Annotated in this window: 22 protein-coding genes; 14 read left to right on the top strand and 8 right to left on the bottom strand. The window is 65.4% G+C overall.

All coding sequences use genetic code 11. The features are described from left to right. Positions 1 to 846 (bottom strand): Clp protease N-terminal domain-containing protein (locus BB334_RS01185; RefSeq protein ID WP_158014340.1); only part of this gene is annotated, 846 nt, incomplete at its 3' end. Next, complete coding sequence (clpS, locus tag BB334_RS01180; protein ID WP_068803515.1) at positions 847 to 1,155, bottom strand: ATP-dependent Clp protease adapter ClpS; 309 nt, start codon at positions 1,153 to 1,155, stop codon at positions 847 to 849. Positions 1,156 to 1,567: 412 nt separating this feature from the next. Here clpS and BB334_RS01175 point away from each other — a divergent pair, with 412 nt between their 5' ends. Then, positions 1,568 to 1,771, top strand: a complete 204-nt coding sequence (locus tag BB334_RS01175) for a cold-shock protein (protein ID WP_068803513.1) — start codon at positions 1,568 to 1,570, stop codon at positions 1,769 to 1,771. Positions 1,772 to 1,961: 190 nt separating this feature from the next. On the opposite strand, the gene rpmG is transcribed toward BB334_RS01175, so the two are convergent. The 3 genes from rpmG to radC form a co-directional block, all read right to left on the bottom strand. Further along, on the bottom strand, positions 1,962 to 2,129 hold the full coding sequence (gene rpmG, locus BB334_RS01170) for a 50S ribosomal protein L33 (RefSeq protein WP_068803511.1): 168 nt from the start codon (positions 2,127 to 2,129) through the stop codon (positions 1,962 to 1,964). A gap of 26 nt (positions 2,130 to 2,155) precedes the next feature. After that, entirely contained in the window at positions 2,156 to 2,392 is a 237-nt protein-coding gene (gene rpmB / locus BB334_RS01165) for a 50S ribosomal protein L28 (RefSeq protein WP_068803509.1), read from the bottom strand. Positions 2,393 to 2,500: 108 nt separating this feature from the next. Continuing rightward, on the bottom strand, positions 2,501 to 3,178 hold the full coding sequence (gene radC, locus BB334_RS01160; RefSeq protein WP_068803507.1) for a RadC family protein: 678 nt from the start codon (positions 3,176 to 3,178) through the stop codon (positions 2,501 to 2,503). A gap of 80 nt (positions 3,179 to 3,258) precedes the next feature. On the opposite strand from radC, the gene coaBC reads away from it, so the two are divergent. The 4 genes from coaBC (at position 3,259) to BB334_RS01140 (ending at position 6,089) form a co-directional block, all read left to right on the top strand. Then, positions 3,259 to 4,455, top strand: coding sequence for a bifunctional phosphopantothenoylcysteine decarboxylase/phosphopantothenate--cysteine ligase CoaBC (coaBC, locus tag BB334_RS01155; RefSeq protein WP_068803505.1), 1,197 nt, complete (start codon positions 3,259 to 3,261; stop codon positions 4,453 to 4,455). Positions 4,456 to 4,474: 19 nt separating this feature from the next. Beyond that, the gene (gene dut / locus BB334_RS01150) at positions 4,475 to 4,924 is read left to right on the top strand and encodes a dUTP diphosphatase (protein ID WP_068803503.1); all 450 of its coding nucleotides are present in this window, start codon (positions 4,475 to 4,477) and stop codon (positions 4,922 to 4,924) included. Then, positions 4,924 to 5,349, top strand: a complete 426-nt coding sequence (locus BB334_RS01145; RefSeq protein ID WP_068803501.1) for an NUDIX hydrolase — start codon at positions 4,924 to 4,926, stop codon at positions 5,347 to 5,349. Before dut ends, BB334_RS01145 begins: the two co-directional genes overlap by 1 nt. A gap of 116 nt (positions 5,350 to 5,465) precedes the next feature. After that, the gene (locus tag BB334_RS01140) at positions 5,466 to 6,089 is read left to right on the top strand and encodes a c-type cytochrome (protein ID WP_068803499.1); all 624 of its coding nucleotides are present in this window, start codon (positions 5,466 to 5,468) and stop codon (positions 6,087 to 6,089) included. Between the two features lie 69 nt (positions 6,090 to 6,158). Here the strand turns inward: BB334_RS01140 and BB334_RS01135 are convergent, their stop codons facing one another. Together BB334_RS01135 and BB334_RS01130 are read right to left on the bottom strand one after the other, a co-directional pair. Continuing rightward, positions 6,159 to 7,427: an FCSD flavin-binding domain-containing protein gene (locus BB334_RS01135; RefSeq protein ID WP_068803497.1), complete on the bottom strand. Its 1,269-nt coding sequence runs from the start codon at positions 7,425 to 7,427 to the stop codon at positions 6,159 to 6,161. Then, entirely contained in the window at positions 7,417 to 7,743 is a 327-nt protein-coding gene (locus BB334_RS01130) for a c-type cytochrome (RefSeq protein WP_068803495.1), read from the bottom strand. The genes BB334_RS01135 and BB334_RS01130 overlap by 11 nt, the downstream gene beginning before the upstream one ends. 237 nt (positions 7,744 to 7,980) lie before the next feature. On the opposite strand from BB334_RS01130, the gene BB334_RS01125 reads away from it, so the two are divergent. The 8 genes from BB334_RS01125 (at position 7,981) to soxB (ending at position 15,071) form a co-directional block, all read left to right on the top strand. Beyond that, complete coding sequence (locus BB334_RS01125) at positions 7,981 to 8,337, top strand: ArsR/SmtB family transcription factor (RefSeq protein ID WP_083200220.1); 357 nt, start codon at positions 7,981 to 7,983, stop codon at positions 8,335 to 8,337. A 47-nt stretch (positions 8,338 to 8,384) separates the two neighbouring features. Beyond that, the gene (soxC, locus tag BB334_RS01120) at positions 8,385 to 9,722 is read left to right on the top strand and encodes a sulfite dehydrogenase (protein ID WP_068803491.1); all 1,338 of its coding nucleotides are present in this window, start codon (positions 8,385 to 8,387) and stop codon (positions 9,720 to 9,722) included. After that, a complete protein-coding gene (locus BB334_RS01115) occupies positions 9,706 to 10,782 on the top strand; it encodes a c-type cytochrome (protein ID WP_068803484.1) in 1,077 nt (358 codons plus the stop codon). The genes soxC and BB334_RS01115 overlap by 17 nt, the downstream gene beginning before the upstream one ends. Before the next feature lie 21 nt (positions 10,783 to 10,803). Next, positions 10,804 to 11,271 carry a thiosulfate oxidation carrier protein SoxY gene (gene soxY, locus BB334_RS01110; RefSeq protein ID WP_068803482.1) on the top strand — a complete coding sequence of 156 codons (468 nt, stop codon included), beginning with the start codon at positions 10,804 to 10,806 and terminating at the stop codon, positions 11,269 to 11,271. Positions 11,272 to 11,301: 30 nt separating this feature from the next. Next, positions 11,302 to 11,613, top strand: a complete 312-nt coding sequence (gene soxZ, locus BB334_RS01105; RefSeq protein ID WP_068803480.1) for a thiosulfate oxidation carrier complex protein SoxZ — start codon at positions 11,302 to 11,304, stop codon at positions 11,611 to 11,613. A gap of 118 nt (positions 11,614 to 11,731) precedes the next feature. After that, positions 11,732 to 12,532 carry a sulfur oxidation c-type cytochrome SoxA gene (soxA, locus tag BB334_RS01100; protein ID WP_068803477.1) on the top strand — a complete coding sequence of 267 codons (801 nt, stop codon included), beginning with the start codon at positions 11,732 to 11,734 and terminating at the stop codon, positions 12,530 to 12,532. Between the two features lie 13 nt (positions 12,533 to 12,545). After that, the gene (gene soxX, locus BB334_RS01095) at positions 12,546 to 13,223 is read left to right on the top strand and encodes a sulfur oxidation c-type cytochrome SoxX (RefSeq protein WP_232756621.1); all 678 of its coding nucleotides are present in this window, start codon (positions 12,546 to 12,548) and stop codon (positions 13,221 to 13,223) included. Positions 13,224 to 13,346: 123 nt separating this feature from the next. Continuing rightward, positions 13,347 to 15,071, top strand: coding sequence for a thiosulfohydrolase SoxB (soxB, locus tag BB334_RS01090; protein WP_068803471.1), 1,725 nt, complete (start codon positions 13,347 to 13,349; stop codon positions 15,069 to 15,071). A gap of 69 nt (positions 15,072 to 15,140) precedes the next feature. Here soxB and aceK read toward each other — a convergent pair whose 3' ends face one another. Next, entirely contained in the window at positions 15,141 to 16,922 is a 1,782-nt protein-coding gene (gene aceK, locus BB334_RS01085; RefSeq protein WP_068803469.1) for a bifunctional isocitrate dehydrogenase kinase/phosphatase, read from the bottom strand. A gap of 377 nt (positions 16,923 to 17,299) precedes the next feature. Between aceK and BB334_RS01080 the strand changes: the two genes are divergently transcribed. Beyond that, positions 17,300 to 19,537 carry an NADP-dependent isocitrate dehydrogenase gene (locus BB334_RS01080; RefSeq protein ID WP_068803466.1) on the top strand — a complete coding sequence of 746 codons (2,238 nt, stop codon included), beginning with the start codon at positions 17,300 to 17,302 and terminating at the stop codon, positions 19,535 to 19,537. Positions 19,538 to 19,636: the final 99 nt, after the last annotated feature.

Raw genomic sequence — 19,636 nt, 5'->3', positions numbered from 1 at the left:
GTTCGGGTTCTCCACCAGCTGCTTGATCACCGCCTTCAGGCGTTGTTCGAAGTCGCCTCGGTACTTGGTCCCGGCGAGCAGGGCGCCCATGTCGAGTGCGAACACCTCCGCCTCCTCGAGCACCTCGGGAACACGGCCCTGGACGATGCGATGCGCCAGGCCTTCCGCAATCGCGGTCTTGCCCACGCCAGCCTCGCCGACCAGCAGGGGGTTGTTCTTGCGCCGACGGCAAAGGGTCTGGATGACGCGCTCGACTTCCTTCTCGCGGCCGATCAGCGGATCGATCTTGCCCACCAGCGCCTGCTGGTTGAGATTCTGGGTATAGCTCTCGAGCGGGCCGCCGGCCTGCTTCTCGTCCTGCTCATCGCCCGCCTGCTCGCCGTCGCGACCCTGCGGCTGGCCGCCGGCCTGCTGGTTCTTGGCGATGCCGTGGGAGATGAAATTCACCACGTCGAGCCGGGAGACGTTCTGGCGCTGCAGGAAATAAACCGCATGCGAGTCCTTTTCGCCGAAGATCGCCACCAGCACGTTGGCGCCGGTCACTTCCTTCTTGCCCGAGGACTGCACATGCAGGATCGCGCGCTGGATCACGCGCTGGAAGCCGAGCGTCGGCTGGGTGTCGATCTCCTCGCCACCCTCGACCTTCGGGGTATGTTCGTCGATGAAATTCGTCAGTTCGCGCCGCAACTCGTCCAAATTGACCGCGCACGCGCGCAGCACCTCGGCGGCGGTCGGATTGTCGAGCAGGGCGAGCAACAGATGCTCGACGGTGATGAACTCGTGACGCTTCTGCCGTGCCTCGACGAAGGCCATGTGCAGGCTAACTTCAAGCTCTTGCGCGATCATTCAATTCTCCTCCATCACGCATGCCAGCGGATGTTGATGCTGACGAGCAAAGGATACGACCTGCTCTACCTTGGTCGAGGCGACGTCCCTGGGGAAGACGCCACACACCCCCATGCCCTCTCTGTGGACTTGGAGCATGACCCGCGTGGCGCGTTCGCGGTCCATGCCAAAAAATTTCTGCAGGACGATGATCACGAAATCCATCGGCGTGTAATCGTCATTGAGCAGAAGCACCTTGTATAAGGGAGGCGGACGGGTGCGCGCCCTCTTTGCCTCCAGTACGGACTCGTCTTGTTTGCGGGTACTCATGAAAGCATTCTAAAGAAGTCGAACGAGAGTGCAACAAAGCCCGCCGAAGATGAACATGGGGCCGGAGAGGTTAAATTGCAACAGCACGGATGCGGTGCCGCAGCGGAATTCAAGTGTTTGCCCGGACTCGGAGAATCCTGTCTTGAACCGGCGTAAGTCGCTGATTTTTGCTGCATTGCAGAATACTACTGCAGCAGGAAATCGTTGACGGTAAAAGGCCAAGTGCGTAAAAAACGGGCCGTGTGTCGGGCGGGGAGAGAACGCCGGCAGTGCCCGCAAGGGCGGCGAGCGCAAGCGGGGCCCTGTCAGGGGCTTGCAGGTTGAGTTCGCCGTGCCGGCAAAGCTCCACTCGACACCGATGCATGGGCCGGGACCCCGGTCGTATCAGGTAACTTTGAAGGATAAGTTCGAAATGGCAACTGGCACTGTTAAGTGGTTCAACGATTCGAAAGGCTTCGGCTTCATCACCCCGGACGATGGCAGCGAAGATCTGTTCGCACACTTCTCCGCCATCTCCATGGGAGGTTTCAAGACGCTCAAGGAAGGGGAGAAGGTTTCCTTCGATGTGACCCAGGGTCCCAAGGGCAAGCAGGCTTCCAACATCCAGAAGGTCTGATTTCCCTGCACGGCGGGCGCCTTGGTGCTCGCCGTGAGCCGCAAAAGAAAAAGGCCGCCGGAAGTTCCGGAGGCCTTTTTTTCGTGAGCTCTCTGTCCCGCAGCGGCTGCCTGGTCGAAATCAGGGCCTTGCGTTTGCGCTCGACATCGCTGCGGGCGCTGCACCGGGCGGGCGATGCCCGCCGCTTGCATCACTTCAGCTTGATTTCCTTGTACAGGACGTGCTTGCGCGCGACCGGATCGTACTTGTTGAACTCGAGCTTCTGCGGCGTGGTGCGCTTGTTCTTCGAGGTCGTGTAGAAATGACCCGTGCCGGCGGTCGATTCCAGCTTGATCTTTTCGCGGATACCTTTGGCCATGGCCTTCTCCGTTCAGTTCGTGCGGATTACAGCTTCTCGCCGCGGGCGCGAAGCTCGGCAACGACGACGTCGATGCCCTTCTTGTCGATCGTGCGCAGACCGGCATTGGAAACGCGCAGGCGGATCCAGCGGTTCTCGGCTTCGCTCCAGAACCGGCGGTTTTGCAGGTTCGGCAGGAAGCGGCGCTTCGTTCGGTTGTTAGCGTGGGAGACGTTGTTTCCCACCATCGGTGCTTTACCGGTCACTTGGCAGACGCGAGCCATACGATGCTCCAGGGAATTCTGATTTCGAAAAGCCCAAGATAATACCGCGCCGTAGGGCGGTCTGGCAAGGGCCGTGTGTGAACGAAGAAAAGGCGTGACGAATCGCTCTCAGAGCAGGCCGCGCTCCGCGAAGGATACCGGTTTTCCGTGCGCGGGGACGACGAAATGATCGAGCACGCGCACGTCGATCAGGGCGAGGGCCTCCTTCAGCGTGCTGGTGAGGGTCTCGTCGGCCGCGCTCGGTTCGCTGGCGCCGGATGGATGATTGTGCGCGAGAATGACCGCCGCGGCATTGCGGGCGAGAGCCAGCTTGACGACCTCGCGCGGATACACGCTGGTCTGGGTCAGCGTGCCGCGGAACAGGTCGACCGCTTCGATCAGGCGGTGGCGCGCGTCGAGCAGCAGGATGCAGAAGTTCTCGTGGGGCAGGTGGCCGAGGCGAAGTCGCAGCCAGTCGCGCACGGCCTGGGGCGAGTCGAACAGGTCGCGTTCGGCCAGGGTTTCGCCGAGCGCGCGCCGGGCCAGTTCCATCACCGCCTGCAGTTGGGCATACTTTGCCGGCCCCATGCCGGGTACGGCGGCAAATTCGCCGACGCCGGCGTTGCACAGTCGGGTGAGACTGCCGAAGTGCGAGATCAGCCCACGGGCGAGGTCGACCGCGCTCAGGCCGCGGACGCCGACGCGCAGGAAGATCGCCAGCAGTTCGGCGTCGCTGAGCGCGTCGGCACCACGCGCGAGCAACTTCTCGCGCGGACGTTCTTCTTCCGGCCAGTCGGTGATAGCCATGTTCCTTGCCTCCGTCGTGCCCCGCGCGGCGAACCGCAACGAGCGCCATTCAATGCAAAGGTCATTTTTTACATGATGTCATGAGCGAACTGCAAGGCAGGAAAATCGTCCTCGGGGTCACCGGAGGCATCGCCGCCTACAAGGCGGCAGAGCTGGTGCGGCTGCTCGGCAAGGCCGGCGCCGAGGTGCATGTGGTGCTGACCGAGGGGGGCGCGCGTTTCGTCACTGCGGTGACCTTCCAGGCGCTGTCGGGCAATCCGGTTTGGAGCGACCTGTGGGATCCGCGCATGGCGAACAACATGGCGCACATCGACCTCGGTCGGGACGCGGACGCGATCCTGGTGGCGCCGGCGACCGCGGACTTCATCGCGCGCCTCGCGCATGGACTCGCCGACGACCTGTTGACCACGCTCTGTCTCGCGCGCGACGTGCCACTGATCGTGGCGCCGGCGATGAATCGCCAGATGTGGGAAGCGGGCCCGACGCGGCGCAACCTGGCGCTGATTCGTGGCGACGGGGTCACGGTATTCGGTCCCGGCGCCGGCGACCAGGCCTGCGGCGAGGTCGGTATGGGGCGCATGCTCGAGGCGGAGGAGGTGCTGGAGTCGCTCGAGGGCTTCTTCGTGCCGAAGAGCCTGGCCGGCCGCAAGGTGGTGATGACCGCGGGGCCGACCTTCGAGGCGATCGACCCGGTGCGCGGCATCACCAACATCAGCTCGGGCAAGATGGGTTACGCACTCGCGCGTGCCTGCGTCCAGGCCGGTGCCGAGGTCGTGCTGGTCAGCGGCGACGTCGCGCTGCCGGTACCGCTCGGGGTGCGCCGGGTGGCGGCGGCGAGTGCGCAGGCGATGCGCACTGCGGTGGTCGATGCCCTGCCCGGCGCGGACGTGTTCATCGGCGTCGCCGCGGTGGCCGACTACCGGCCCGCCAGCTATGCGGCGCACAAGATCAAGAAGTCGGACGAGGAGATGAGCATCCCGCTCGTGCCCAATCCCGACATCCTGGCCGAGGTGGCAGCGCGGGCCGATGCGCCGTTCTGCGTCGGCTTCGCCGCGGAAAGCCGCAACCTGGACGACTACGCCGAGACCAAGCGGCGCCGGAAGAAGCTGCCGCTGCTGGTCGGCAACCTCGTCAGCGACGGCATGGGCGGCGACGAAAATTCCGTGGTGCTGTTCGACGATGAAGGCCGCCACCCCCTGCCGCGTGCCGGGAAGGCCGTGGTCGCGCGCGGCATCGTCAATCATCTGGCGGCGATGCTCGCCGCCCGCCGCGGCTAATCAGCGAGGAAGTCTCTCCATGCATCGCATCGACGTCAAGCTGCTCGACGAGCGGCTCAAGTCCCATCCGCCCGCCTATGCGAGCGCCGGTGCTGCCGGGCTCGACCTGCGCGCCTGTGTCGAGGCGCCGCTCGTCCTGCACCCGGGCGAGACCACCCTGGTGCCGAGCGGGCTGGCGATCCATCTCGCCGATCCCGGCCTGGCCGCGATGGTGCTGCCGCGCTCCGGGCTCGGCCACAAGCACGGCATCGTGCTGGGCAACCTCGTCGGACTGATCGATTCGGACTATCAGGGCCAGGTCTTCGTGTCGGTCTGGAACCGCGGCCGTGCCAGCTTCACGATCCAGCCGATGGAGCGCATCGCCCAGTTGGTGGTGGTGCCGGTGCTCCAGGTCGACTTCAATGTGGTGTCTGATTTTTCCGCGAGCGAGCGCGGCGAGGCGGGCTTCGGCAGCACCGGCAAGCACTGATGAGGCGCGCGGGGATCCCGACCGGGGTACACCTGTTGTGCGAGCGTGAGGGCAGGGTGCTGTTGTTGCGCCGGGCCGGCACCGGCTTCTTCGACGGTCTCTACAGCCTGCCCGGGGGGCACGTCGAGGCGGGCGAGTCGGTGCGTCAGGCGGCGGTGCGGGAGGCGCAGGAAGAAGTCGGCATCGAGGTCGGGGTCGAGGAACTGGAGTGGGTCGGCGTCGTCCATCGACTGTCGGATACCAACCGGATCGACTTCTTCGTGCGTGCCCGCAAATGGGGCGGGGAGGCGCGGATCTGCGAGCCGGACAAGAGCGATGGTCTGGCCTGGTTCGCGCGCGACGCCTTGCCGGCAGCCATCGTGCCCTACGTCCGCGAGGTGTTGCAGGCCGGCCGCGGGCCTTGGATACGGGAATCGGGCTGGTGACCGGCATGTGTTGCAACGCCCCGCAACGGCGTGGCTTTTGCTAATCTCGCGACCGCCCGATGGCGCACGGCGATGCGCTTCGGCGAATGGTCGGGAAACGGGAAGAGGGGAGAGACATGAACGGATGGCAGACGGTTGCGCTGACGATCGCGGCGGCGCTGGCGATTCCCGCAACCGCGCTCGGAGCGGGTCGGGCGCCCGAGGTCGATCTGGCGCGCGCCGAGGAGATCTCGACGGGGCGCTGCTCCCTGTGCCACGGCCCGAACGGCGAGAGTTCCTCCTCGCTGTACCCGCGGCTCGCCGGCCAGCATCACCAGTACATCGCCAAGCAGCTCGCCGATTTCAAGGCGGGCCGGCGCAAGAGCGACACGATGGTCGATATGAGCGCCGACCTCACGCCCGAGGAGATGCTCGCGCTCGGCGTTTACTTCGAGCGCAAGCCGACCGAGCCGCGTGCGGTGGAGGACGCCGACCTGGCGGCGGTGGGCCGTTTCGTGTTCCATCGCGGCAACGAATTCTCCGGCGTCGCGGCCTGCTCCAGCTGCCACGGCGAACAGGGCCGCGGCACGGAGGCGATGCCACGGCTGGCCGGACAGGTGCCGAAATACATCGAGCGCCAGCTGAAGTCGTTCGACGAGCGCGAGCGCACCAATGACAATGCGATCATGCATTCGATCGCCTCGAGACTGACCGAACTCGAGATCAAGGCGGTGGCGACCTACATCAGCACACTCGACTGATCGGCGCCCGCCCGACGCAAAAGCAGCGGGGCCCGACCGGGCCCCGTTCGATTCACCTCGTGCGACTCATCAGGCGAGCATGTCCGCCCAGATGTTCTTCGCCCATGCCAGCGCGGCCTTCGCTTCGAGCTCGTTGGCGGATGGCGACAGGCCGCCGGCGCCATCGACCGGCATCGGCTTCCCGCTCGCGGCGTCGAACTGGTGCACCGAGGCGACGTGGATGACGTTCTTGCCATCGACGAAGCTGTAGCAGGTGTTCATCACTACCGGCGTCGGATTGGGCGCCATGCCCTGCAGCAGGTTGAGGATCGCGGCGGCGGCGAGCTTGCCGTGCTGGTTCGCCATGTGGCCCGACTTCGGCATTGCCGGCGCAGGGAACAGTGCGTCGCCGAGTACATGCACGCCCGCCACGCCCTTGGCCTCGAGGGTGAGCCAGTCGACATCCACCCAGCGATCGTTGATCAGCGGAAGGCCGGCCTGGATCGCGATCTCGCCGGCACGCATCGGTGGCAGCACGTTGAGCACGTCGGCCTCGATCGTGTCGAACTCGAGCTCGGCGGTTCGGGTCCTGGCATCGACCGCGCGCAGCGTGCTGTTCGGAACGTACTCGAGGAGCTCGCCATAGCCTTCGAAGGCCTTGGTGAACAGCCCCTTCTTCGACTGGATCTCGCCGTTCGCGTCGAGCACCAGCACCTTAGACTTCGGCTTGGACTGGCGCAGATAGTTGGCGACCAGGCAGGCGCGCTCGTAGGGGCCCGGCGGGCAACGGAAGGGCGCGCGCGGAATGTGCATCGCGAACACGCCGCCGTCGGGCATGTCCTCGAGCCGCTTGCGCAGCAAGGCGGTCTGCGGGCCGGCCTTCCAGGCATGCGGCACGAGTTCCTCGTTGCCGTCGAGTCCCTCGATCGCACCCGGGATGAAGGAAATGCCGGGCGACATCACCAGACGGTCGTAGGCGATGCTGCCGTTCTTCGCGGTAGTGACGGTGCGCTTGTCGGCATCGATCGCAGTGACCTCGTCGGTGACCAGCTTGACGCCCCACTTTGATTGCAGGTTGGCGTAGCTGACCGTGATGTCTTCGATCTGCTTGAGGCCGCCGATCACCAGGTTGGAGATCGGGCAGGAGACGAAGCTCGCGTTGCGCTCGATCAGGGTGACCTCTACGCTGCCCTGGCTCCACATGCGCAGGTACTTGGCCGCGGTGGCGCCGCCGTAGCCGCCGCCGATGACGACGACATGTCCGCGCGCACCGTTCCCGGCTGCGTTGGCGAATCCGGGAACGGTGCCCAACGCCGCGGTGGCGCCCATCGACTTCAGGAAATCGCGTCTACTCAGCATCTTGTTCGTCTCCCTCGGCTTCCTGCGCGGCAAACCACGCGGTGATCAGGTCCAGCTGCTCCGGCGTATAGCCCTTGACGATCTGGTGCATGATCGTCGCCGGTTTCTCGCCCGTCCTGAAGTCATCGAGCTTCTGCAGCAGCTTCTTCTGCGACTCGCCTGCGAGCGTCTCCATGCCGCCGAGGCTGTTGCCGTTGGTGCCATGGCAGTTGGCGCAGGTCGCCGCCAGGTTGCGCGCGAGGTTTGGATCCTGCGCCTGCGCCGAAAGCGCGACGCCGGCCAGCCCGACCACGACGATTGCATTTCTCAAGTTCACGAGTCCGTCCCTCCTTCCAGTTCGGGGTGGAGCCCGGGGCCGGTGTGCGCCGGTTATCCGCACTCCTCGCGGAAGTATATCGTTTCGCATAGTCGGAGGTTCGTGACGGATGCCCACGCTTGGCAGCCCGTTGAGTGCGAGATGGTTGCACCATGCACATATATTAGCAGTTGACTATATGCGCGTATGGTTTACCATTTGATTCACATCAAGAATGCAGCCATAAGCGAAGCCGATATGGACGAGTTGGAGAAGGTGTTCGAAAGGGTTGCCGAGTACTTCAGCCTGCTCGCCGAGCCCTCGCGGCTGAAGATCATGCACTGCCTGTGCGACGGCGAGCGCTCGGTGAACGACGTCGTCGCGAGTTCGAGCCTGACCCAGGCGAATGCCTCGCGTCACCTTAACCTCCTTTATCGCGCTGGCGTGCTAGGGCGGCGTCGCGAGGGTAGCCAGGTCTTCTATCGCGTCGTCGATCCGAATTTCACCAATCTGTGCCGCACCGTCTGCGTGAGCATCGCCTCGCGCGAGGAGGGCACGGCAGCCGACCGGGAAGGCCTGCTCAGACTGGGCAAGGATCTCGCTCCGCGACGCTGAACTTGTCCGCAGTCGAGCATAAAGCCGCAAACGAGGGAGGAGTACGCATGGCAATCAAGAATGCCCGGCCAGGCCGGGTCAGGCCGGCGCCGGAGAATTTTCTGACCGACGAGCAGATCGCCGCGGTCAAGGACGGTCGTCGGGATTTTTTGCGCAAGGCTTTTCTGGGGGCGACCGCAGCGCTGGCCGCACCCGCCGTGGCGCGCGCGGCCAGCGCGGGGGATCCTGCGATCCTCGAGCTGCCGCCCTGGACGACCTCGCTCGGCCTGCCGGTCGCAGCCAACCCCTACGGCATGCCCTCCAAGTACGAGCGCGGCCTGCAGCGCCGTGAGAGCCCGGGGCTCACCCGGGTCGGCGGTTCGTCGGTGGCATTCACCCCGCTGCAGGGCCTGTTCGGCATCATCACGCCCTCCGGCCTGCACTTCGAGCGCCACCACCAGGGCTGGCACGACATCGATCCGTCGAAGCACCGCCTGATGATCAACGGCATGGTGAAGACCAATTCAGTGTTCACCATGGACGACATCATGCGTCTGCCCTCGGTGTCGCGCATCCACTTCATCGAGTGCGGTGCCAATACCGGCATGGAGTGGGGCAACGTCGCGGTACCCACCGTGCAGTACTCCCACGGCATGCTGTCCTGCTCCGAGTTCACCGGCGTGCCGCTGAAGGAGATCCTCGACATGTGCGGCGCGGACTACAAGAAGGGCCGCTTCGTGCTCGCCGAGGGCGCGGACGGCTCGTCGATGACGCGCACGATACCGATGGAATTGATCGAGTCGGGCGAGGTGCTGGTTGCTTATGGCATGAACGGAGAGATGCTGCGACCCGAGAACGGCTATCCGCTGCGCCTGGTGGTGCCGGGGGTGCAGGGCGTGAGCTGGGTGAAATGGCTGCGCCGAATCGAGGTGGGCGACAAGCCCTGGGGGGCGAAGGACGAGGCGGTGCATTACATCGACCTGATGCCGGACGGGCAGCATCGCCAATACACGTCGGTGCAGGAGTGCAAGTCGGTCATCACCACGCCATCGGGTGGCCAGCTGCTGCTCGACAAGGGCTTCTACAACGTCTCCGGCATGGCCTGGTCGGGTCGCGGCAAGATCACCCGGGTGGACGTCTCGGTCGATGGCGGCATCAACTGGCGCCAGGCGCGGCTCGAGACGCCCGTGCTGTCGAAGGCGATCACGCGCTTCAACATCGACTGGGTGTGGGACGGCAAGCCTGCGATCCTGCAGTCGCGCGCGGTCGACGACAGCGGTTACGTGCAGCCGGGCTACGGCCAGCTGCGCAAGGCGCGCGGCACCAAGTCCATCTATCACAACAACGCCATCCAGTCCTGGAAGGTGGTCGAATCCGGGGAGGTGAGCAATGTCCAGGTTCTCTAAGACGCTGATCGCACTGCTTGTCGCCGGCGCGACCGGGCTTGCGGCGGGGACCGCGGGCGCGTCCGAGGGCTATCCCGGGATCGGGCGTGCGGCGACCGAGGCCGAGGTCAAGGCCTGGGACATCGATGTGCGCCCGGACTTCGTCGGCCTTCCCAAGGGGCGCGGCAACGTCGATGACGGCATGGAGCTGTGGGAGACCCACTGTGCGAGCTGCCACGGCGTGTTCGGCGAATCGAACGAGGTGTTCACCCCGATCGTCGGCGGCACTACTGCGCAGGACATCGAGACCGGCCGTGTCGCCGCGCTCGTGACCGGCGATTCGCCGCAGCGGACCACGCTGATGAAGGTGCCGACGGTGTCGACGCTGTTCGACTACATCCAGCGCGCGATGCCCTGGACGGCACCCAAGTCCCTCACGGCCGACGAGGTGTACGCGATCCTCGCCTACCTGTTGAACCTGGGCGAGATCGTGCCCGCCGACTTCGAGCTCAGCGACGAGAACATCCGCGAGGTGCAGGAGCGCATGCCCAACCGCAACGGCATGACGACCGACCACGGCATGTGGCCGGGCGCGGCGGCGGCCAAGGGCGGCCTCGGCAACGGCGGCAAGCCCGACGTCAAGAACGCCGCCTGCATGAAGGATTGCAAGAAGGAAGTCGAGATCGTGTCGGCGCTGCCGGATTACGCGCAGGACGCGCACGGCAACCTCGCCGAGCAGAACCGGCCGGTCGGCCAGACGCGCGGCAAGCCCACCGGCGCGCCGGCCGAGGAGGCCGCGCCCGAGGCGAAGGCGGGCGGGGCTGCTGCATTGGCGCTCGCCAACGAAAAGGGTTGCATGGCCTGCCATGGGGTGGCGAACAGGATCGTCGGCCCCGGGTACAATGAGATTGCCGAAAAATATCGCGGACAGACCGATGCCGCATCGGGATTGATCGACAAGGTCAAGACGGGCGGGCAGGGTGTCTGGGGGGCGGTTCCGATGCCGCCGCAAGGCCACGTCACGGACGATGAGATCAAGCAACTCGTCCAGTGGATTCTGGAAGGCGCGCAAGCGCAGTAACACCACAAAAGGAGAGACGGGATGAACAATCAACGCAGGGATACCCTGAAGGCGGGCGGCAGCCTCGGCATGCTCGGCCTTCTCGCCGCGGTCGGCCTGATCAAGCCTGAAATGGCCCAGGCGGCGTGGAACAAGGACGCCTTCGACGCGAAGGACATGGACGCCGCCCTCGCCGCGGTGGGCGCCGGCAAGCCGGCGGAGAGCGCCGAGATCTCGATCACCGCGCCCGACATCGCCGAGAACGGCGCCGTGGTGCCGGTGGGCGTGGTCAGCAAGCTGCCCAAGACCGAGTACATCGCGATCATGATCGAGAAGAACCCGGCCATGCTCGCCGCCTCGTTCACCCTGCCCGAGGGCACGGCGGCCGATGTCCAGACCCGCGTGAAGATGGGTCAGACCTCCAACGTCTTCGCCGTGGTGAAGGCCGACGGCAAGTTCTACATGACCAAGAAGGAAGTCAAGGTCACCCTCGGCGGCTGCGGCGGCTGATCACCGAAAACCGGAAGGAGAGATATCGATATGGCAAGCCCGATGCGTATTCGCGCCGCCGCCAAGGAAGGCGTCACTGAAGTTCGTGTGCTGATGTCGCACGTGATGGAAACCGGTCAGCGCAAGGACTCGTCCGGCGCCCTGATTCCGGCACACTTCATCACCGAGTTGACCGCCAAGCACAACGACAAGGTCGTGCTGAGTGCCGAGTTCGGCCCCTCGGTGTCGACCAACCCCTACCTCGCGTTCAAGTTCAACGGCGGCGCGAAGGGCGACAAGGTCGCGGTCACCTGGGTCGACAACAAGGGCGAGACCCGTACCGACGAGGTGCAGGTTTCCTGATGCCCGCCGCGCGCGCCGCCTGGTCGGCGCGCGCGGACGCTCGAAGGTGCGGGGGAGGCGGGCCGTCACGCGGCAGCCCGGTCCGGTACCGGAGAAGAATCAACCCGGAGGAGAGACAATGAGAAAACAATTGATCGCGGCCGCCATCGGGGCAGGCGTCGCGCTCGCGTCGCCGGCGGTGTTCGCCCAGCAAGACCTCAATTTCGACGAGTACCGGGCGATGCTGGAAGACGGCAACCCGGCCGAACTCTACGAGATGGAGGGCGAGGAGCTCTGGAAGACCGCCCGCGGCCCCAAGAACGCCACCCTCGAGCAGTGCGACCTCGGCCTCGGCCCGGGCGTGGTGCAGGGGGCTGCCGCGCAGCTACCGCGCTATTTCGCCGATGCCGACAAGGTGCAGGATCTCGAGACGCGGCTGATGTATTGCATGGAGAAGCAGCAGGGCATCGACCCGGCCGAGATCGTCAACGGCAAGTTCCTGCAGGGCGAGCGGCGTCAGATGGCCGCGCTCGTCGCCTACGTGGTCGGGCAGTCGAAAGGCGAGAAGATCGCGGTCGATCTCTCGCACCCGAAGATGAAGGAGATGTACGCGCTCGGCGAACAGGCCTTCTACTACCGCACCGGTGCGATGGACTTCGCCTGCTCGTCGTGCCACAGCCAGGACGGCAAGCGCATCCGCGCCACCCAGCTGCCCAACATCACCAAGCCCGAAGGCGCCGCCGCCGGCTGGGGTTCGTGGCCCGCCTACCGTGTGTCGAACTCGCAGTTCTGGACCATGCAGCATCGCCTGTGGGACTGCTTCCGCCAGCAGCGCACGGCCGAGCCGATCTTCGCCTCGGACGTGACCATCGCGCTGTCGGTGTTCATGGCGGGCAAGGGCAACGGTGCCGAGGCCCAGTGGCCGGGCGTGAAGCGCTAAGGGAGCGGACAACATGAATTCTGCATTTGCACTGCGCAGCGCACTCCTGTCGGCTGCCATCGTAGGGCTCGCAGCCTGCGGAAAGAAGGAAGAACCCGCCAAGGTCGAGGCCCCCGCCCCTGCAGTACAGGCGCCTGCCCCTGTGGCTGATGACCTGCAGCCCAAGGTCGAAGAGATGATGCTTGCTTCCTTCAAGGCCAACGGCATCGCCAGTCTCGATCGCCAGAAGCAGGACGCCGTGCAGAAGGCCTGCTCGAGCCCGACGCAGCCTGATGCCGAGACCATGAAGCGGCTCGAGGCTGCCGAGATGGCGACGATCCAGTGGCCGAGCGACGGCAACTACACGGGAGGCGACTGGAAGGAAGGGCAGAAGATCGCGGCCAGCGGTCGCGGCCTGACCTGGACCGACAAGACGCCGGACAACAACGGTGGGGGCTGCTACAACTGCCACGCGATGGATCCCAACGAGGTTTCCGAGGGCACGATCGGGGTCAGCCTGGAGGGCTATGCGAAGCTGCGCGGCACCTCCGAGGAAGTGATCAAGTACACTTGGGGCAAGCTGTGGAACGCCAAGGCCTATAACGCGTGCAGCGACATGCCGCGCAACGGCTACGGCGGCATCCTCACCGAAGCGCAGATCCGTCACGTGATGGCCTACCTGTTCGATCCGCAGTCGCCGGTCAACCAGTAAGCCGCGCCCGAAGACGGCGCATCGCAGGGCCCGCGGCCTCGGCCCCGGGCCCTTATTGCATCTCGCGCGGGCCCTCGCCCCACGCACTCCATCCAGACATCCGACCTTACGAGGGGATTTCCCATGTCGATGAATCGTCGTGAATTCATGCAGCTGCTCGCCATCGCGGCGGCCAGCGGGATGACGCTGCATTCGAACTTCGCGCGCGCCGAGAAGGCCGCCGAAGCGCTCTACGAGCTGCCGCGCTTCGGCAACGTCAGCCTGCTGCACATGACCGATTGCCATGCACAGCTGCTGCCGATCTATTTCCGCGAACCCAACGTCAACCTCGGTGTCGGCGACATGCTCGGCCGGGCGCCGCACCTCGTCGGCGAGACCTTCCTCAAGCACTACGGCATCAAGCCGGGCGGCATCGAGGCCCACGCCTTCACCTATCTCGACTTCGTCGAGGCGGCGAAGACCTACGGCAAGGTCGGCGGCTTCGCCCACCTGTCGACCCTGGTCAAGAAGATGAAGGCGAGCCGTCCGGGCGCGCTGCTGCTCGACGGCGGCGATACCTGGCAGGGCTCGGGCACCGCGCTGTGGACCGACGCGCAGGACATGGTCGACGCCTGCAAGCTGCTCGGCGTCGACGTCATGACCCTGCACTGGGAATCGACCTATGGCGCCGAGCGCGTCAAGGAGATCGAGGACCAGGACTTCGCGGGCAAGATCGACATCGTCGCCCAGAACGTGAAGACCACGGACTTCGAGGATCCGGTCTTCAAGCCCTACGTCATCAAGAACATCAACGGCGTGCCGGTCGCCATCGTCGGCCAGGCCTTCCCCTACACGCCGATCGCCAACCCGCGCTGGATGACGCCTGACTGGAGTTTCGGCATCCAGGAGGAGGGCATGCAGCAGGCGGTCGACGCCGCACGCGCCGATGGCGCCCAGGTGGTGGTCGTGCTCTCGCACAACGGCATGGACGTCGACCTCAAGCTCGCCAGCCGGGTCACCGGCATCGACGCGATCTTCGGCGGCCACACCCACGACGGCATGCCGGCGCCGACGGTGGTCGAGAACGCGGGCGGCAAGACCCTGGTCACCAACGCCGGCTCGAACGGCAAGTTCCTCGGCGTGATGGACTTCGACGTGAAGGACGGCAAGGTCGCGGACTTCCGCTACAAGCTGCTGCCGGTGTTCTCCAACCTGCTGCCTGCCGATCCGGAGATGGCCGCCTTCATCGACAATACGCGCGCGCCCTTCCTCGAGAAGCTCACCGAGAAGCTCGCCGTCACCGAGGGCCTGCTCTACCGCAGGGGCAACTTCAACGGTTCCTGGGACCAGCTCATCGTCGATGCGCTGCTCGCCGAGAAGGATGCCGAGATCGCCTTCTCGCCCGGCTTCCGCTGGGGCACTTCGCTGCTGCCGGGCGACACGATCACGATGGAGCACCTGCTCGACCAGACCGCGATCACCTACCCGTGGACCACGCTCACCGACATGAGCGGGGAGATGATCAAGACCGTGCTCGAGGACGTGGCCGACAACCTGTTCAACCCCGACCCCTATTATCAGCAGGGCGGTGACATGGTGCGCGTCGGCGGGCTGCAGTACAGCTGCGACCCGAATGCGGCGATGGGCAAGCGCATCGACAACATGATGCTGAACGGCAAGCCGATCGAGGCGGACAAGACCTACAAGGTCGCCGGCTGGGCGCCGGTCTCGGAAGAGGCGAAGGATTCCGGCCCGGCGGTGTGGGACGTGGTGGCGAACTACCTGCGCGCGCAGAAGGTCGTGTCGCAGCGCCCGCTCAACCTGCCCACGCTGAAGGGCATGGAAGGCAATCCCGGCGTCGCGGTCTGATCACTGCGGGTACGACAAAAGGGGCGCCCTGTGGCGCCCCTTTTGCGCTTGCCCGGCTCCTCCCCCCGCTCAGGCCGCCTGGGTGTCGTCCGTCGAGCCGGTTTCGGGAAACAGCCGACAGAAGCGCAGTTCGTGGGGGTAGGGAAAGAAGTCCTCGACGTGGCCGTCGCGGATGCGCTGCTGGGTGTCCTGCCAGAACTTCGGATCGAGCAGGTCGCGGTGATGCTTCAGGAAGACCTTCCTGACCCGCGTCGAGGCGAGCAGGAAGGTGGCGAACTCCTCCGGGAACACATCCATCGGCCCGGCCGAGTACCAGGGCTCGCCCGACATCTCCATCTCCTCATAGGGCGCCGGCGGGATCCTGCGGAAATTCATGTCCGTCATGTACTCGATCTCGTCGTAGTCGTAGAACACGACGCGGCCGTAACGGGTGACGCCGAAGTTCTTCCACAGCATGTCGCCGGGGAAGATGTTGGCGATCGCGAGTTCGCGGATCGCGTTGCCGTATTCGACGACCGCGTCTTCCAGCTCCTCGTCGTCCGCACTCTCGAGATGGATGTTCAGCGGCGTCATGCGCCGCTCGATGTAGAGGTGGCGGATGATCACCCGGTCGCCCTCGATGACGAAGGCGCTCGGTGCCAGCGTGCGGAGCTCCTCGAGCAGCTCGGGGGTGAACCGCGACAGCGGCAGCGCCGCGTAGGAGAACTCGAGGGTGTCGGCCATCCGCCCCACGCGGTCGACATGTTTCACCAGCAGGTACTTGCGTTCCACGGTGGCGCGGTCCATGTTTTTCGAGCTGCCGAACACGTCCTTGATGATCTTGAAGACGTAGGGGTAGGAGGGCAGGGTGAACACCAGCATCACCAGACCGCGGATGCCGGGTGCGATGATGAACTGGTCGTTCGAGTGCCGCAGGTGGGCGAGCAGGTCGCGGAAGAAGGTCGTCTTGCCCTGCTTGCCGAGGCCGAGCATCGTGTACAGCTCGGAATGCGGCTTGTTGGGGATGATCGTGCGCAGGAAGCGGACGTAGCCCGATGGCACCTCCATGTCCACCATGAAGTACGCGCGCGACAGCGAGAAGAGAACCGAGATCCGCCACGGGTCGAGCAGCACGGTGTCGATATAGAGCCGACCGGCCGCGGTGTGGCGTACCGCGAGCGCGAACGGATGTTCCTGATACCCGTTGACCGCCCTGCCGATCACGTAGGCGGTCTTGTTGCGATAAAACGGCGAGTACAAGACCTGAAGCTGGCAGTTCACCTCCATCTGCGGCCAGCTCCCGCCGAGATGCGCCAGCGCGGCGCGGAGCACGTGGCCGACGTCGCGCTCGAGGTTCTCGAACGGACGCTGCCAGTCGAAATCCTCGATCATCCGGGTCACCGTCGCGCGCAGGCCGCCGTCCTGCGGGTAGTAGCTCGAGTACACCGGCGGGTAGGACTCGATGAACTCGGTCGACACCGCCGGACGGGCGAACAGGTAGTCGTTGTTGAAGTAGCTGCGGTGCAGGATCTTCGTGGTCACCGAGTTGAAGAAGGTCTCTGCGAGTTCCGGCTGGCGGTGGTTGATGAGCATGCCGATGAACTGGAGCTTGACCTGCTGCCAGGTCGCGTCGTCGAGCGCGTCGGCGTCGAACTCCTCGCGCAGGCGCGTCACGGTCTCGTTGACGCGATCGTCGTAGAACTGGACGCGGGTGCGCACCGCCGCCAGCTGGGCGCGCCAGGCGGCAGCCTCGAACAGTTCCTTCGCGCGGCGCGAGGTCTCGCGAAAGATCCGGTAGTGCGTGTTGAAGCCGTCGATCAGCGCTTGCGCGATTGCCTGCGCGACCGGGTTCTCTCCTGGCATTGCGTCCATTGGACTTCCTTTCGGGCTGGGCGTCCCGGCAGCCAGTGGCGGGCGGGGCTCTGCGGCTAGTTTCGCATCGAGAGCGACCGGGGGCCAGCCCGACCCGCGGCGACGGAACGTCACGCTCCGCGATCGTACTCGCGGCGCTGCAGCGCTATAATCCGCAACCTGAAAAGTCGATTGGAAGTCGCCGAAGCTGCGGAGGTCGGGCAGCTGGCGCTTCTGCCGTGACCACGCCCGGGGTGCGCCCCGGGGCAGGCGGTCCCCTCGGGCCGTCGGTCCGCATTTCCAATGCCTTTCAATGTGCCCGGTGCCTGCCCCAGTGCTGCGCCGGGCGCACGTGTGCAATCGAACACCGACGTCTCACAACAACCAGGGGGAACTCAATGTCAACGCAGCAGCAGACCATCATCTACACCCTTACCGACGAAGCCCCCTTGCTGGCGACCTGTGCGTTTCTGCCGGTCGTGCGCGCCTTCACCGGTCCGGCCGGGGTCAAGGTCGCGAAGGCGGACATCTCGGTCGCTGCCCGCATCCTGGCCGAGTTTTCCGATTACCTCAGCGACGAGCAGAAGGTGCCCGACACCCTGGGCGAGCTGGCCCGCCTGACCCAGGACCCGGACACCAACATCATCAAGCTGCCCAACATCAGCGCTTCGGTGCCGCAGCTGGTCGCGGCGGTCAAGGAGCTGCAGTCCAAGGGCTACAAGATCCCCGACTACCCGGCCGATGCCAGGACCGACGAGGAGCTGGCGCTCAAGGCCCGCTATGGCAAGTGCCTCGGCTCGGCGGTCAACCCCGTGCTGCGCGAGGGCAACTCCGACCGTCGCGCACCGGCGGCGGTGAAGAACTTCGCCAAGAAGCATCCGCACTCCATGGGCGAATGGAAGCAGTGGTCGCAGACCCACGTCTCGCACATGCACCACGGCGACTTCTACCACGGCGAGAAGTCGATGACGCTCGACCGCGCGCGCGACGTCAAGATGGAGCTGATCACCAGCTCGGGCAAGTCGATCGTCCTCAAGCCCAAGGTCGCGCTGCTGGACGGCGAGATCATCGACTCGATGTTCATGAGCAAGAAGGCGCTGTGCGAGTTCTACGAGCGCGAACTCGACGATTGCCGTGAGGCGGGCATCCTGTTCTCGCTGCATGTGAAGGCGACGATGATGAAGGTGTCGCACCCGATCGTGTTCGGCCACTGTGTGCGCATCTACTACAAGGACGCCTTCGAGAAGCACGGCGCGCTGTTCGACGAGCTCGGCATCAACGTCAACAACGGCATGGTCGACCTCTACGAGAAGATCAAGCAGCTGCCCGAGTCCAAGCGCGACGAGATCATCCGCGACCTCCACGCCTGCCACGAGCACCGCCCGGAGCTGGCGATGGTCGATTCGGCCAAGGGCATCACCAATTTCCACTCGCCGAGCGACGTCATCGTCGACGCCTCGATGCCGGCGATGATCCGCCAGGGCGGCAAGATGTGGGGTGCGGATGGGAAGCCCTACGACGCCAAGGCGGTGATGCCCGAGTCTACCTTCGCCCGCATCTATCAGGAGATGATCAACTTCTGCAAGTGGCACGGCAACTTCGACCCGCGCACCATGGGCACGGTGCCGAACGTCGGCCTGATGGCGCAGAAGGCGGAGGAATACGGCTCGCACGACAAGACCTTCGAAATTCCGGAAGCCGGCGTCGCCAACATCACCGACCTCGCCACCGGCGAGGTGCTGCTGAGCCAGAACGTGGAAGCCGGCGACATCTGGCGCATGTGCCAGGTCAAGGACGCGCCGATCCGCGACTGGGTCAAGCTCGCCGTGACCCGCGCGCGCAACTCGGGCATGCCGGCGATCTTCTGGCTCGACCCCTATCGCCCGCACGAAAACGAGCTGATTAAGAAGGTGAAGACCTACCTTCAGGATCACGACACCACCGGCCTCGAGATCCAGGTCATGAGCCAGGTGCGCGCGATGCGCGTCACCCTCGAGCGCGTGGCGCGCGGCCTGGACACCATCTCGGTGACCGGCAACATCCTGCGCGATTACCTCACCGACCTGTTCCCGATCATGGAGCTGGGCACCTCGGCCAAGATGCTGTCGATCGTGCCGCTGATGGCGGGTGGCGGCATGTACGAGACCGGCGCCGGCGGCTCGGCCCCCAAGCACGTGCAGCAGCTGGTGGAGGAGAACCACCTGCGCTGGGATTCGCTCGGCGAATTCCTCGCGCTGGCGGTGTCGCTCGAGGACCTCGGCATCAAGACCGGCAACGAGCGCGCGAAGATCCTCGCCCGCACCCTCGACGAGGCGACCGGCAAGCTGCTCGACGAGAACAAGTCGCCCTCGCGCCGCACCGGTGAGCTCGACAACCGCGGCAGCCAGTTCTATCTGGCGATGTACTGGGCGCAGGCGCTCGCCGACCAGCAGGACGACGCCGCGCTGGCGGACCGCTTCGCGCCGCTGGCCAAGGCGCTCGCCGACAACGAGCAGAAGATCGTCGAGGAGCTCACCGTGGTTCAGGGGCAGCGGGTCGACATCGGCGGTTACTACGCGGCCGATCCCGACAAGTGCAAGGCGGTGATGCGCCCGAGCGCCACCTTCAACGCGATCCTCGCCGCGGCGCGCGGCTGACCGCGGCGCCGGCCCGTGCGGCCCCTGCGGGGGCCGTGGCTGGCTAGAATAAAGCTTCCACGCGTTTTCCCCCGTGCCTCCGAGCCCGCGCAAGTCGGG

The sequence above is a fragment of the Thauera phenolivorans genome, from assembly GCF_001696715.1.
Classification (GTDB): Bacteria; Pseudomonadota; Gammaproteobacteria; order Burkholderiales; family Rhodocyclaceae; genus Thauera; species Thauera phenolivorans.
Note: the sequence above shows the minus strand (reverse complement) of the source record. Positions and strands in the feature narration are given on the sequence as shown.